The organism is Kitasatospora sp. NPDC127067, from assembly GCF_042724755.1.
Classification (GTDB): domain Bacteria; phylum Actinomycetota; class Actinomycetes; order Streptomycetales; family Streptomycetaceae; genus Kitasatospora; species Kitasatospora lactacystinica.
In genome coordinates this window covers 31991-45130 of sequence record NZ_JBHXEM010000032.1, presented here as the reverse complement: position 1 = coordinate 45130, position 13140 = coordinate 31991, and the positions used below count along the sequence as shown (strand labels likewise).

15 protein-coding genes and 1 pseudogene are annotated in these 13140 nt (G+C 69.5%); 5 read left to right on the top strand and 11 right to left on the bottom strand.

The window, feature by feature from the left end:
- Positions 1–16: 16 nt before the first annotated feature.
- Positions 17–571: pseudogene (locus tag ACFWJ4_RS16160) on the bottom strand (GNAT family N-acetyltransferase); the annotation flags it as partial.
- Between the two features lie 272 nt (positions 572–843).
- Here ACFWJ4_RS16160 and ACFWJ4_RS16155 point away from each other — a divergent pair.
- The 4 genes from ACFWJ4_RS16155 (at position 844) to ACFWJ4_RS16140 (ending at position 3007) form a co-directional block, all read left to right on the top strand.
- Positions 844–1200, top strand: a complete 357-nt coding sequence (locus tag ACFWJ4_RS16155) for a hypothetical protein (protein ID WP_380544153.1) — start codon at positions 844–846, stop codon at positions 1198–1200.
- A 119-nt stretch (positions 1201–1319) separates the two neighbouring features.
- Positions 1320–1715: a hypothetical protein gene (locus ACFWJ4_RS16150; RefSeq protein WP_380544150.1), complete on the top strand. Its 396-nt coding sequence runs from the start codon at positions 1320–1322 to the stop codon at positions 1713–1715.
- 57 nt (positions 1716–1772) lie between these two features.
- The gene (locus ACFWJ4_RS16145) at positions 1773–2189 is read left to right on the top strand and encodes a lipocalin/fatty-acid binding family protein (RefSeq protein WP_380544147.1); all 417 of its coding nucleotides are present in this window, start codon (positions 1773–1775) and stop codon (positions 2187–2189) included.
- A gap of 269 nt (positions 2190–2458) precedes the next feature.
- Positions 2459–3007 (top strand): hypothetical protein, encoded by a 549-nt coding sequence (locus ACFWJ4_RS16140; RefSeq protein WP_380544144.1) that lies wholly within the window; start codon positions 2459–2461, stop codon positions 3005–3007.
- 27 nt (positions 3008–3034) lie between these two features.
- Here ACFWJ4_RS16140 and ACFWJ4_RS16135 read toward each other — a convergent pair whose 3' ends face one another.
- From ACFWJ4_RS16135 to ACFWJ4_RS16120, 4 genes are all read right to left on the bottom strand, one after another.
- Complete coding sequence (locus ACFWJ4_RS16135; protein ID WP_380544141.1) at positions 3035–3805, bottom strand: hypothetical protein; 771 nt, start codon at positions 3803–3805, stop codon at positions 3035–3037.
- Entirely contained in the window at positions 3744–5018 is a 1275-nt protein-coding gene (locus ACFWJ4_RS16130) for a hypothetical protein (RefSeq protein ID WP_380544138.1), read from the bottom strand. Before ACFWJ4_RS16130 ends, ACFWJ4_RS16135 begins: the two co-directional genes overlap by 62 nt.
- A gap of 68 nt (positions 5019–5086) precedes the next feature.
- Entirely contained in the window at positions 5087–5761 is a 675-nt protein-coding gene (locus ACFWJ4_RS16125) for a hypothetical protein (protein WP_380544135.1), read from the bottom strand.
- A gap of 66 nt (positions 5762–5827) precedes the next feature.
- On the bottom strand, positions 5828–6481 hold the full coding sequence (locus ACFWJ4_RS16120) for a helix-turn-helix domain-containing protein (protein ID WP_380544132.1): 654 nt from the start codon (positions 6479–6481) through the stop codon (positions 5828–5830).
- 65 nt (positions 6482–6546) lie between these two features.
- On the opposite strand from ACFWJ4_RS16120, the gene ACFWJ4_RS16115 reads away from it, so the two are divergent.
- Positions 6547–7029 (top strand): SRPBCC family protein, encoded by a 483-nt coding sequence (locus ACFWJ4_RS16115; RefSeq protein WP_380544129.1) that lies wholly within the window; start codon positions 6547–6549, stop codon positions 7027–7029.
- Between the two features lie 87 nt (positions 7030–7116).
- On the opposite strand, the gene ACFWJ4_RS16110 is transcribed toward ACFWJ4_RS16115, so the two are convergent.
- The 6 genes from ACFWJ4_RS16110 to ACFWJ4_RS16085 form a co-directional block, all read right to left on the bottom strand.
- Positions 7117–7698 (bottom strand): hypothetical protein, encoded by a 582-nt coding sequence (locus ACFWJ4_RS16110; protein ID WP_380544126.1) that lies wholly within the window; start codon positions 7696–7698, stop codon positions 7117–7119.
- A gap of 70 nt (positions 7699–7768) precedes the next feature.
- Complete coding sequence (locus ACFWJ4_RS16105; protein ID WP_380544216.1) at positions 7769–7975, bottom strand: cold-shock protein; 207 nt, start codon at positions 7973–7975, stop codon at positions 7769–7771.
- Between the two features lie 382 nt (positions 7976–8357).
- Positions 8358–10961 carry a response regulator gene (locus tag ACFWJ4_RS16100; RefSeq protein ID WP_380544123.1) on the bottom strand — a complete coding sequence of 868 codons (2604 nt, stop codon included), beginning with the start codon at positions 10959–10961 and terminating at the stop codon, positions 8358–8360.
- Between the two features lie 37 nt (positions 10962–10998).
- Positions 10999–11544 carry a heme NO-binding domain-containing protein gene (locus ACFWJ4_RS16095; RefSeq protein ID WP_380544120.1) on the bottom strand — a complete coding sequence of 182 codons (546 nt, stop codon included), beginning with the start codon at positions 11542–11544 and terminating at the stop codon, positions 10999–11001.
- Positions 11545–11550: 6 nt separating this feature from the next.
- Positions 11551–11982, bottom strand: coding sequence for an ester cyclase (locus ACFWJ4_RS16090; protein WP_380544117.1), 432 nt, complete (start codon positions 11980–11982; stop codon positions 11551–11553).
- 30 nt (positions 11983–12012) lie between these two features.
- Positions 12013–13140, bottom strand: coding sequence for a phosphopantetheine-binding protein (locus ACFWJ4_RS16085; protein ID WP_380544114.1), 1128 nt, complete (start codon positions 13138–13140; stop codon positions 12013–12015).

Here is a 13140-nt window from a genome sequence, read left to right as displayed (position 1 = left end):
TCGGTTCGAACCCGGCCTTGAGGAGGACGCGGCCGGAGGCTGGGTTGTCCGGGCGGTGCTTGGCTCGGACCTCCGGCAGGCCGAGGTGGCCGAAGGCCAGGGCGAGGAGCTTGTGTACTCCCTCGGTGGCGTAGCCATGGCCCCAGGCGTCCGCGCGCAGGATGTAGCTGATGGCGGCGATGGGGCGGTCGCGGTGGAGTTTGACGACGCCGAGGAGGTCACCGTCGACGTCGAGGCCGAGCACGTACAGCGTGCGTGGCGACTGTGCCGCAGCCGCCATGATGTCGCGCAGGCAGTGGCGGGCTTCGTCGGCGTCCATGGGTGCCCGGCCCAGGTGCTTGGTCGACTCGGCGCTGTAGATCCGCAGCAGGGCCTCGGCGTCGCCGGGGCCCAGCTCCCGCAGCCCGATCACCCGTCCACCGCTTCGATGAGTTGCACGAGTTCGGCGGCGGTGGGCCGTTCGTCGGGGGCGGCGAGTCGCTGCGCATTGCCCGGACGATTGTCCACTACCAGGCGTGCTTGGACCGCAAGGTCCCGAACGCCTCGCCCGCGAACTGTGGGCCCACGACATGAACTCGCCCTTCGCAGCTGGTGAGCATGTCTCCGTGGAGGTCGCCCAGTTGCTGGAGGGGCGCGCCCGCAGGGAGGCAGCCCGGGTGTAAGGGTCGCCCGTGGCCGCGGACGGAGTGCAGAAGCCTCGCCAGCCAGAAGTCGCGCCCTCGTACTTCTGTCTCACCTGTACGGGTGGTTTGGAATCCGATGCTGCGAAGGTCACGGAACGCGCTCATAGCGTAAGCGCCGTACATCAACGGACACCGCCTACAGTTCGCTTGAGGAGTGCAGATGGCCAACTTCCAGCTCGGTGACGTTCCGACCGGCTTCGTTTTCAACGAAAGCGGTGGGCTCATTCACTACAGGTACGGACTTCTCCTGCCCATCCCTCAGCCCAACCAGACCGGCGTGTGGGGCGATGCCTACTTCAGCCTCGGGTCCAGTTGGGTGGACGTGCGGTTGAAGGTGCAGTACCACAACGGTACGACCTGGCTGCCTGCCAAGGACTGGGACGTCAACCAGGGCGACGCACGTCTCACAGAGAAGCTTCCCAAGGGAATTCAGAAGATTCACGTCGGGCGGGTGAAGAAGAGCGGCAGCGACGTGGCGGACGACAACCCGGTCGGCTGGCTCCTCGAATACGTGTAACGGCTCAGGGTTTCTCTTCCCGCGCCCCGGACCGGCCGTGTGCCGGTTCGGGGCGCGTCACGTTGCCCCGCCTTCGCCTGAAACACGGGCTGTGTGCGACTGAGCCGAGGAGGTGATCCATGAACCACCCCCTCACCTACGAGCCGGTCCGCACGATCCCGGACACCGTCCCCCACCCGCACCGCACCCTGGCCAGCGAGCTGCTGCGCTGGAGCGCCCATGCGTCCCGGCCGGACTGGAAGTACACCCCCGAGCAGTGCCGAATCCTGGCCCGCTGGTACGAGCTGCGCGACGACGCCGTACCGGAGGACCCCAACGATCCCGAGACCTGGGGCCGGGGCTTCACATTCGAGTCCGGCACGCTGCGCCGCCTCAAGGGCTGGATCGCCCTGCCACGCCTCATGGAGAGCGGCAAGCGCTCAAGCTCCCGAAACAGCCCGGACAGCTCCAGACCAGAGGAGGGTTCTGATGTCCCTCCCCGCCGCCCGGCCGATGGTCGCTCTCGTAGATCATGAGAAGTGCGGCGACCGCTCGGGGAGTCGCGTTCTGATGGTCACTATGAAGGAGATCGCATGGTCAACCCTGCTTTCATGGACTTCTCCGGCATGTACGAGCTGGCCACCAGCGAGGGGTACGAGGAGTTCCTGGAGTCCATCGGTGTCGACTTGGCCAACCGAAAGGTCATGGCATCGGCCGAGCAGACGGTGAAGATCAAGCAGGAGGGCGACCACTACACGCTGACCACCACCGTCCCCACGAGGACGACCGTCACACAGTTCACTCTCGCCCAGGAGTTCGTCGAGGCGTTCGACGACGGTCGCCAGTTCAAGGGGATTTGCCGCCGCGACGGGAACCGCATCATCGACCAGCGGGGTATGGGCAAGATCGAGTTCACCGTCATCCGCAGCATCGATGACGAGGGCCTCGACGTGAACTTCACCGGTGTCAACAACGTCGTCGCCAAGCGCAGGTACAAGCGCCTTGGCTGACGCGTGACCGTCTCAGCCAAGCGGGTCCCCGGCGCGATGCCGAGGGCCCGCTTCCGCATGCACGGCCATTTCCAGGCGCCTTCTGGCGGACCTGGTCGGCCGGACCGCCCCGGTCACCGACGCCGAGGCCACCGACTCCCCGCCCCCACCGGACGGCGCGTTCAGCATCGGCTGAGCCCAGGCCCCGCAGGCTCGGCGGTCGGAAAACCGGTGGGCCTCCTCCTTCCGCCCGGGTAGCGTGCGGGGACGATCCCGGAGGAGGCGAGGCGATGCGGCCGTTGCTGCTGGTGGACGTCGACGGACCGCTGAACCCGTGCGCGGCGAAGCCCTACCGGCGGCCCGAGGGCTACGAGACCCACCGGTTGATGACACCAAGCTGGGAGGTGGCCGAGCGCCGTCGGCTCACGGCCTGGGGCCTTCCCCACAAGGCGCCGAAGCCCCTGCGGGTCTGGCTCAACCCGGCCCACGGCCCGGCCCTCGCGGCGCTGCCCTTCGACCTGGCGTGGGCGACGACGTGGCAGGAGGAGGCCAACGCCTTCATCGGCCCCTTGCTGGGGCTGCCTGCCCTGCCGTACATCCCCTGGTCCGAGCCGCGGCCCGAGCCGGGAGGCGGGGTGTTCTGGAAGACCCCGCAGATCGTCGCCTGGGCGAAGGGCCGCCCGTTCGCCTGGGTCGACGACCTGATCACGGACGCCGACCGGGCCTGGGTGGAAGCCCACCACCCGGGCCCGGCACTGCTCCACCACGTCGACCCGAAGGTCGGCCTGACGGCCCAGGACTTCGCCCGACTGGCGGACTGGTCCAACGCGCTCGGCTGACCGCACGAGTGAGCCGAGCCTTCGAGGTCAGACGGGCGGCGTCAGGTCGCTCTCGCTGATGGTGTACGTGAGCGGGGGGTAGACGAAGTCCGTTTCCGTGTTCTCACGGCGCCGCAGTCGGTAGAACTCGTGCCTCTGCTCGTCGTCGGCCGGCATGAGGCGCTCACCCTGGGGGAGGTGCGCCTGTTCGTCGCGAAACCGGACGAGTGTTTTTGACGTTCGAAAGGTTACGCCCAGCCATTGGTTGTCCGCCGTGCGTGCGGGCGGGTCCAGGACGATCTTGTGTCTGAGTCGTCGGTTCGTGTCGACAGAAAACGCGACGACACTGTGGTGGGTGAGGGGGATCTCGAACTTCTCGCCATCGGGCCCCTTCGATTCGAAGATCAGCTTCCTCGGCGGGCTCGCGTCGGGGTGCTGGTAGCAGGAGAAGAGGGCGATGAACGACTCGTCGGCCAGATCGAGGGCCTGGTCGGAGTGGCTGCCCATGGTTGCGTAGGCGTTCGTGCAGCTCTCGATGAGAGCGTTGTTGAAGCCGACCGAAAGCGCCGCACGTTCTTGAACCTGTCGTGCCAGCCGTTCGTGCACCGCCCGGAAGCGCTGCGTCGGGCTGCTGTACCGAGTGGTGGTCCGTACGAGGGGCGCATCACCTGCCTCGTCGATCCTGGCGAGCACGGCGCCTCGGCGGCCCTTTCCCACGTCTTCCAGGCGGGCCGACGCGGACAGTTCCGCGAAGAGGTTACCCTCGGTGGGCAGTGTGCACGAAAGGATCTCGTCCGAGATCCTGGATGCGGGGGGCAAGGTAGTCTCCCGTGTTCATGCTGAAGAGGAATTCGTCGCCGTAGTCCATGAAGGACGAGGTCCTGTTCTCCTCGGCGTACAGCCTGCGCAGCTCGTCCATGCCGGCCGGTGTGGGCGGCTCCAGTTCCACCGGTTCTCCGTCCCGTTTGAGGAACGTGCGGCCGTCCTTGTGGACGGCTTCGGTGTTGGAACAGCGCACCACGTAGCCCAGGCGGGTCGGGAGCAGCTCGGCGTCCAGCGACGAGGGCCGGATCTCGTGGGTGTAGAGGCGGTTGGTGGACAGTGGCATGAAGAACACGGAGCCGGGGTGGAGGGTGACGGTGAACTGCGGGGGGAGCGCGACCCCGTCGAGTTCTGCGGTCCGCTCCTTGAGGCGGAAGTGGAGCCTGGTCAGCCCGCTGGCGCCCTTCACTCCGAAGTCGTAGGCGTCCTCGGCCAGGGGCTGCAGCTTGTCGAGCCGGTCGTAGAAGGTGCAGAAGGCCATGATGCCGTTGGCGGGCATGTCCTTGGTCTTGTCGGCATGGGCCGAGATCTTCGCCTTGGACTGCTTGCGCTCGGCCGTGGCAAGGGTGTTGTGGTAGATCTGCGCGAGGACGTGATTCAGCGGTGCCTGGTTCCGGAAGACGGCGGCGGCCTCGCGGTTCAGCGCTTCGACGATGCGCGTGTCGGTCGGGCGGAAGCTCTCGGTCGGTCCCGAGAGATTCGTGGAGCACCGGAGCAGGCGGAAATGCAGTTCGTCACCGTTGCGCGTGACGGGCGTCAGATAGATCCCGCTGCGATGGGCCGCGCCGGGCTTGGTGGATTCCGTCAGGGACTGGAACGCGTGCTCCGTGCGGATCCGCCCGAAATGATCGTCGCCGAGTCCGAAAAAGCGGCGGTAGTACACGCCGACGCCGTGTACGCGGACGGGGACCCGGCCGAGGTCGACGAGGGTCCAGGGCTCGTCGACGTCCTCGCGGTAGCCGTGCGACAGCTCCCGGATGACGAATACCCGTGCAGCCGCCTGCAGTTGACGGCCACCGATCCCGGATACGTCGCCACACAGGTAGACCGTCCTCCGGGCGAGGTCGGGCGAGCCGGAAGCAAGCTCCTCCGGCGTGATCGTGGACCCGAAGAAGTCCCTGATCACCTCGTTGTCCTGCGACATCGAAGGTGCGACCAGGATGTTGCCCGCATCCTCGATGCGGGCTTCCGTCGGCTCTGTCGTGTGCATCAAACGGTACCTGTCATTCGCGGATCCTGGTGGATTCTCAAAACCGTGGACATGGCCATGGCCCGCACTCATTCATTCAATTCGGGGTAGTAGCCGCGCTGGTAGGTCGACAGCCGGGAGACGACGAGCTCTGCCTCGCCCCGGCAGATCACGCAGACGCGGCGCCGGTGGCATGCGGGGCAGTTGACCCGCCCGCGGGTCTCGTCGGGCCGCCAGCCGCGTCCCCCGCAGTCGTAGCACCAGCCCAGGCCTTCGCACTCGTAGCAGAGCACGAATCCGGCCGTGACGGTCTCGGCCGTGCGCACCGGCTCGGGCCGCCGGAACTCCTCCGGTTCGTACAGGGCCATCGCCGGTGTCTGCCCGCTGAACCACACGGTGGAGGTGTGGTCGACCGTACGGATCTCGATGGTGCAGCCGTCGCGGCGGCCGGTGACCACGATGCGGGGCGTTCCCTTGGCGTCCTCCTGCGAGGTCGCGACCGTCCAGCCCGCGGAGTGGAGCAGCGCGGCCGCGCGAGCGGCGGTGTCGGCGGCGCCGGCATTCGCGGGGCGCTTCCCCGTGCTGCCGCTGGCCGAGTACCGGTAGCGGGGCGGTTCATGCCAGTCGACGACCTGTGGCGTGTCGAGCAGCGGCAGGCCGAGATCGCTGCCGGGGGCCAAGTCGTCGATCAGCTCGACCAGTTGGGCCAGCAGGGCCCGGCCCAGCCGGTCCAGTTCTTCCCGTGCGCCCGGTACGGGTCCCATGACGCCCCCTTCTCGCCCGGCCCGTTCGATCCCCGGGAGTCTATGCGGTGTTCGTAGCGCCGAGCGTCATGGACGGTGGGGGCCGAGCCGGGCGAGGAGGTCGTCGGCGCACTCCTCGGCGAGTTCCTCGGCGTGTTCGGGGAGTTGCGCGCCGGCCCGCAGGTGGCGTCGGACCAGCGAGAGCGGGAGTTCGATGAGGGCGAGCACCACGCGTTCGACGGACCGGGGGTCCTCGGTCGGCGACCCGGCCCCCAGCAGTGCGGCGAGGGCGGCGAGCGCGCCGTGCACAGTCCGGTTGCCGAGATCCGCGCGCAGCCGGTGTTCCTCCGACCAGTCCGCGCGCCCGAAGTCGTCGGGGCCGTAGAGGAGCAGGGCCGCCTCCTGCGGGTGGGCCCGGGCCCATGCGACCACCTGGCGGGCCGCCGCCCGCGCGGTCTGCCGCGCGTCGGCGGTCGTGGCGAGCGGCACGGGGTCGAGGTCCTTGCCGAGCACCGTGCCGAAGGCCGCGAGGTAGCCCTGCTGGAACCGGTCGACGGTCCGCAGCCAGAGTTCGGCGAGCAGGGCGCTCCGTCCCGGGAAGCGGTAGTACACCGAGCCGCTCGGGGCTCCGACCTCTCCCGCGACCGCGGCCATGGTCACCGCGGCCGGGCCGGACTCGGCGGCCAGCCGGACGGCGGCGTCGAGAAGCTGGTCGGAGTCGAAGCGGGGTGGTCTCGCCATGAGTTGGAGGGTACTCTCCACAATAATTAGAGAGCAGTCTCTATAACTGCCCGGAAGGTGAGCCGATGGCTGTCCACAACGTGCACGAACGCCTGCTGCCCGCGAAGGAGACCGAGGTGGGGGCGCTGATCGACACCCTGGCCGGCACCGGCGACCTGCTGTGGCCGCAGGACACGTGGCCCCCGATGCGGTTCGACCGTCCACTCGCCGTGGGCGCCGTCGGTGGGCACGGCCCGGTCCGCTACACCGTCGACGCGTACGTCCCCGCGACATGGGTGCGCTTCGGCTTCACCGGGCCGCGCGGCTTCCACGGCTTCCACGAGTTCACCGCCACGGCCGTCGACGAGTGGCACACCCTGCTGCGCCACACGCTCGTCCTGACCGCCCGCGGCCCGGCACGACTCGGCTGGCCGCTCGCCTGGCGGCCGCTCCACGACGCGCTTCTGGAGGACAGTCTGGATCGCGCGGAGAGGGCCTGCACGGGCACGGTGGCCCGCCCGGCGCGGTGGAGCCCGTACGTACGGTTGCTGCGCGCGATCGTTCGCTGATCGCCGGCCCGGGCCGGTCCGCCGAACCCGCAGCCCGGACAGGTGAGTTCCGCGGAGCCGGGGCCGCCGTGAGCCGGCCCCGGCGGGTCAGAGTCCGAAGTGCTCGACGGCCCGTTCGGCGACCTCGTCGGGCTCCAGGCGGGTGTTGTCGATCAGCAGGTGCGCACCCGGGATGTGTGCGAAGTCGTCGACCGAGTTGAGCCGGTACCTGGCGTCCATGTCGAGCAGATTGCCGTTGGACCAGTCCAGGTCGCGCTTGGACGGCTTCTCCGCCAGGCGGGTCTCCCCGGCGTTGCGCTCCAGCCGCACGCTCTGGTCGGCGGACAGCTCCAGGAACAGCAGGCGCGAGCCGCGTTCGCGGAACGGGGCCGCGTAGCGCTCGACGAGTGCGGCGTCGTCCGGGTCGTCGAAGTCCCAGACCAGGGTGAACACCAGGCCGGGCAGGTCGCCGGCAGCGGCCTCGGCGAAGATCTGCTCACGGAAGTCGTGGTTGAGGCGCTGGAACTGCGGCGACCCGTAGGGGAACAGCCGCAGCAGCGGCTCGATGGTCAGGTGGTTGTGGAAGAGCTTGTACCCCGTGCGCGCGGCCACGGCCTCGCCCACGGTCATCTTCCCGACCGCGGCGGGCCCGATGACGAAGAGCAGGGTCGGGCTTGTGGTGTCGGGCATCGCGCCAGGACAGGGCTACGGAGCGATCTTGGTCGAGCGCGCCCCGGACACCCGCCGGATCGGCAGGTCCTCAGTCGAGCGGAATGACGAGGACGGCCTGCGGGCCTTTGGCGGTCTGCTCGACCTGGTACTCGACCCGCTCGCCCTCCCGCAACGTGCGGTACCCGGTCCCGACGATGGCCGAGTAGTGGACGAACACGTCCGGACCGGGAACGTCCGGCACGATGAAGCCGTACCCCTTCTCGGCGTTGAACCACTTCACGGTGCCGAAGTTGATCAGGGCGCGGTGGGTCGCGGCCGGCGGCCCGGCCGCCGCCGCCCACCCCGGGGCGGCGGCCGCCAGCAGCGCGCCGAGCGCGAGGAGCGGGGCGCACACCAGGGCCGTCACACGGCCACGGCCACGGACGGGGACGGGGACGGAACGTGACATCGGGGACCTCCTCGCGAGTCGTCGACCGGCGTCCAGGATCGTCCGGGCAGTAGGTGTGCCGGCAGGGCGTGCGAGGCGGGGCGTGGAGCACGGCGGGACCGGCCGATCGGGACACGCGCCCGAGGACACGCCGTCAGGACGACGACGGCCAGCGGTCAGCGGGTAGGTGAGCCTGGTCACGCGGCACCGGCGCGCACGGTGTGCGCGGGCCGGTGTGCGCGGGGCCCCGTCACTCCACCGGCCGGGTGCCCCGGTCCGCGCTGCCGGACCGGCCCTCCAGGTCGGCGAGGACGCCGAACAGCTGGCTCTTCGCCCGCAGGAACTCGTCGTTGACGTCCTGTACGTCGAAGCTCTCGGTGGTTCCCGCGCGGGCCCTCTTCTCGATGTCCTCCGCCAGGCCGGACAGGGGTCCGGCTCCCAGGGCCCGGGCACTGGACTTGAGCGTGTGGGCGGCCCGCAGGGCTTCGTTCGGGAGTCCGTGCGCGATGGTGGAGATCAGCCCCGGGGCGTCGTCGACGAACAGCTGGGCGAGCTCCACGACCGATGACGTCCCGCCGATCTCGTCGCACAGTCTGGCCAGGACGTCCGGAGTGACGGAGGCGGCCGGCGGGGCGGCTTCGGCGGGGGCGACCGCCGTCCCTCCGGCGGCGGGTGCGCGGCTCAGGGCCGCGGCCAGGCCGTCGCTCTTGATCGGCTTCGCCAGGTAGTCGTCCATTCCCGCGGCGAGGCAGGCTTCGCGGTCGCCCTGCATGGCGTTCGCCGTCATGGCGATGATGTAGGGGCGACGACCGGATTCGATCACCTGATTGATTTTTCGTGACGCTTCGAGGCCGTCCATGACGGGCATCTGGACGTCCATGAGCACCACGTCGTAGTCGCCGTCCCGGACGGCGTCGACGGCCTGGCTGCCGTCCTCGACGATCTCGGCGACGTAGCCGAGTTTCTTCAGCAGCAGTACGGCGAGCTGCTGGTTCACCGCGTTGTCCTCGGCGAGCAGGATCCGCAGGTCGGTCGGCTCCCCGTTCACCGGGGAGGGCGGCGCGGTACGGGCCGCCCGCTCTCCCACGACCACGGACAGGAGCGTGTCGTGCAGTTGCGAAGCCCTGAGGGGCTTGGTCAGGACCGCCGAGAACTCCCGGTCGTCGATCGCGTGCCGGGAGGTCGCCAGCGAGGTCGCCAGGATGAGCGGCAGCCGCTGACGGCCGGGGATCCGGTGGATCCGGGCGGCCAGTTCGACGCCGTCCATGTTCGGCATCATCATGTCGAGGACGGCGACGTCGAACGGGTCGTTCGAGGTGAGGATCCGCAGCGACTCCTCGGGGGCGGACGCTTCGGTGGAGATCATGTTCCAGGAGTCGGCGTGCCGCCGGATCACCTCGCGGTTCAGGTCGGTGTCGTCGACGATCAGCAGGCGCTTCAGCCGCAGGGGCTCTTCGACGGAGGGCGGCCGGTCGACCGCGCCGACGCCCAGGTCGATGGTGAAGCCGAAGACCGATCCCACCCCGACCTCGCTCTTCACCTCCATGTTCCCGTTCATCATCTCCACGAGACGTTTGCTGATGGCCAGGCCCAGCCCGGTTCCCCCGTACTTGCGCGTGGTGGAGGAATCGACCTGGCTGAAGTTCCTGAAGAGCCGGCCCATGCGGTCCTCGGGGATCCCGATGCCGGTGTCCGAGACGGCGAAGTGCAGCCTCGCCACGGTCGGGTCGCCCGGTCGGTCCTCGGCGGTCTTGACGGTGAGGACGACATGGCCGGATTCCGTGAACTTGACCGCGTTGGAGAGGAGGTTGGTCACGATCTGCCGCAGGCGCATCCCGTCGCCGACCACGCAGTCCGGAATGTCGGGGGCCACCAGGCAGGCGAGATCGAGGCCCTTCTCCGCGGCGCGGGCCGCGATGACGTCGATCGCGGACTCGACGGTGTCGCGGAGCGAGAACTGCCTGCTCTCCAGTTCCAGACCGCCGGCGTCGATCTTGGAGAAGTCCAGGACGTCGTTGATGATGCCGAGGAGGGCTTCGCCGCTGGAGTTGATGATCTCGGCGAAGTTCCGCTGCTCGGGCGTCAGCGCGGTGGCCAGCAGCAGTTCCGTCATGCCGATGACGGCGTTCATCGGGGTTCTGATCTCATGGCTCATGGTGGCGAGGAACTCGGTCTTGCTGCGGGCCGCGGTCTCGGCGACCAGGCGGGCGTTCTGCAGTTCCTGCTCCGCCCGCAGGCGTGCGGCCACCCGTGACACCTGGGCGCCGACCTGGCTCAGCAGGGCCGGCAGGATGTCGTCCTGACCGGCCGTTCCCGGTGGCGAGAAGAATTCGAGCACGAAGAGGACGTCCGATTCGTCGGACACCGGAAGCGTGAGGAAGCGGGTCATGCCGAGATCGCGGCAGGCTGCCAGGTAGTCGACTCCGTCGTCCCCGGCGCCGATCTCGCCCGCCGCGATGTCACGGGTCAGCAGGGCGCGGCCCGCGGGCCCGTGTCCCGGCGGGACGGTGGGGGTGCCGGTCTCCCGGAGGGAGCCCAGCTGCCAGGGGTCGGCCGCCCACCAGTGCTGGGGATGCGAGGCGAGCACCCCGTGGTCCGGGACGAGCGACAGCGCGTGGCCGACCGGGAATCCCGCGAAGGCGCAGACGCCCTTCACGGCGGCGAGGAGCGGGCCGTTCATGTCGACCGCGTTGTTGCAGGCCGCGGCGACGGATTCGAGCAGCTCCAGGCCGCGCTGCTTCCTGAGCTCCTGTTCCTTCGCGTCGTGCAGCTTGCGAATCATCTCCTCCGATATCAGCTCGGCCTGCCGCCGGGCGTCGCGTTCCTTCCGGAGCAGGTCCTCCAGGAGGGTCACGTGCCGATCCGCATCCCGCTGCTGCTCCACTGCGCACTCACCCCTGTCGCGTGAGGGTGACCTCGAAGACGCACTCCGGGTCTCCTCGTCCGGTGCAGCTGGACTGGTCGATCCTGACGTCCTCCCCGAAGTGCTCGGCCGCCCCTTCGATGAGTCCTTCGCCGAACGCGCACAGCTGCCGTTGCGAGCTGTAGCTCATGACGAGGACACCGCTGGCGGGTGTCTCGAACCTGAAGCTGGGCACGGCGGCTCCGGGATACAGGCGCCGCACCTCCGGATGGATGATGTCCTCCAGGGTCAGCAGGAACGTCCGGGCGGAGCTGTGCCCGGCGAAGAACATCGGGTACCGTTCGGCGAAGATCGGCAGGGCTTCGCGGCCCAGCCAGCGGACGACCTCCGTCTCCGACTTCCCGAACATGGGCGCCGCGGCGGCCACGATGCTCATGAACTCCTCGTCGGGGTAGTTGCCGAGCGAGGTGTACGTTCCGTCGACGCCGGAGGCGTCGATCAGTTCCCCCCAGGCCAGCAGCCCGTACCGCCGGGAGACCACCTCGTTGAGGAGGTCGAAGACGACGCCCTTCATCGTGCCTCACCTCTGCTTTCCGTCGGCCGGGAGCTGTCCGAGCTGGGCGAGCATGGCCATGGCGTCCCAGTAGTAGACGGCCTCGGACATGAGGCCGTCCGCGTCCAGCCTGGCGATGACCGCGATCGCCACCGAGAACGTCCGGCCGACGGCGTCGGCGTTCCACATGCCGGCGACCTCGTTCACGACGGTGCCGGTCATGGTGAAGACGAACGCGCCGCGGTCGCCGGCGGAGAACGCGTCGTCGAGGCGGGCCGTCAGGTCGGCGTTGGTCATCCAGGACGTGTACATCCGGTGGACCTGGTCGCGGCCGTGCAGTTCGCAGCCGATGGCGGGTTCGGCGTAGTGCACGTCCCGGCTGTAGCAGTCGACCGCTCCGTCGACGTCCTTCCGGTTGACGGCGTCGATCAGTCGCGCGAAGACCTTGGTGTCCGTCATCGGGGTTCCCTCCGGGTTCGTGGGCGGCGGTCAGATCCAGCGGGCGGCGATGTCCGCGGCCTCGGCCGCGTGGGCCACCATGACCGAGTAGTGGTCGGCCGCCACGTCGGCGCTCTCGACGCTGTCGGGCCAGTGGTTGTTCAGCCGGACGCCGTCGGTGTACGGGAGCGGTTCGGTGGCGCGGATGGAGTAGGTGGGGGCGGCCGTGCCGGGGAGCGGGTGGCCTCGCAGCATGCTGTAGTGCCAGCCGAAGGCGGTGAGCGCGGGGGTCTCCAGCGAGACGATGTCGGGCCAGGACTCCAGCAGGGACTTCGTGCCGCCGTTGAAGACCTCGTCGGACAGGTCCTCGGGGACGGGGGTGTCGATCAGCAGGACGGCCTCCGGCCCCGCGCCGCGGGACTCCAGTTCGGCGGCCACCAGCAGGGAGGCCCAGCCGCCGGAGCAGTACCCCACGAGCACGAACGGGGCCCCGTCGGCGCAGCGCTCCACCGTGGGGGCCATGGCCCGGCCCAGGGCCGCGGGCGACTCCGGGACGGCGTCGGGGCGGGCGTAGCCGGGGTAGCGCAGCGCGTGGACGTCGTGGAGGCCGAGGAAGCGCTTGGCGAAGCGGCTGTAGGTGAAGTTGCCGAGGAACGGCCCCAGCGAGTCCAGGCAGATGATCTTCCTGCTCTCCGGTCCGCGGGAGAGGCGGGCCGGGGGCGGTGGCGGGCCGGCGTCTTCGGCGCCGCTGTAGCGGGGGCGCAGGCGGGCCGCGGCGGCCAGGAAGTCGAGTGCTTCGACGGCTCTGCCCTCCTCGACGGTCCTGCGGAAGATGTCGCCGATGCCGTCGGCCGCGGGCGGGGCGGTGGACGGCGCCTCCTGGTCCTGCCGGGCGAGCGAGGCGCAGAGGAAGGCGGCGAGGTCGGCCGGGGTGGGGTTCTCGCCGACCACGCCGAGTTCGAATTCGAGGCCGGTCGCCTTTTCGAGGCCGTTGACCAGTCGGACGGTCATCAGTGAGTCGAAGCCGAGCTCCTGGAAGAGCTGGTCGTCGTCGATCTCCTCGACCGGCAGGTCCGAGATCGCGGCGGCGTGTTCCTTCACCAGCGCGATCATCGGTTCGAGCCGCGGGGGAGCGGAGGCGGGGGACGAGGGGGAAGCGGTGGCGGATTCCTGGTTCAT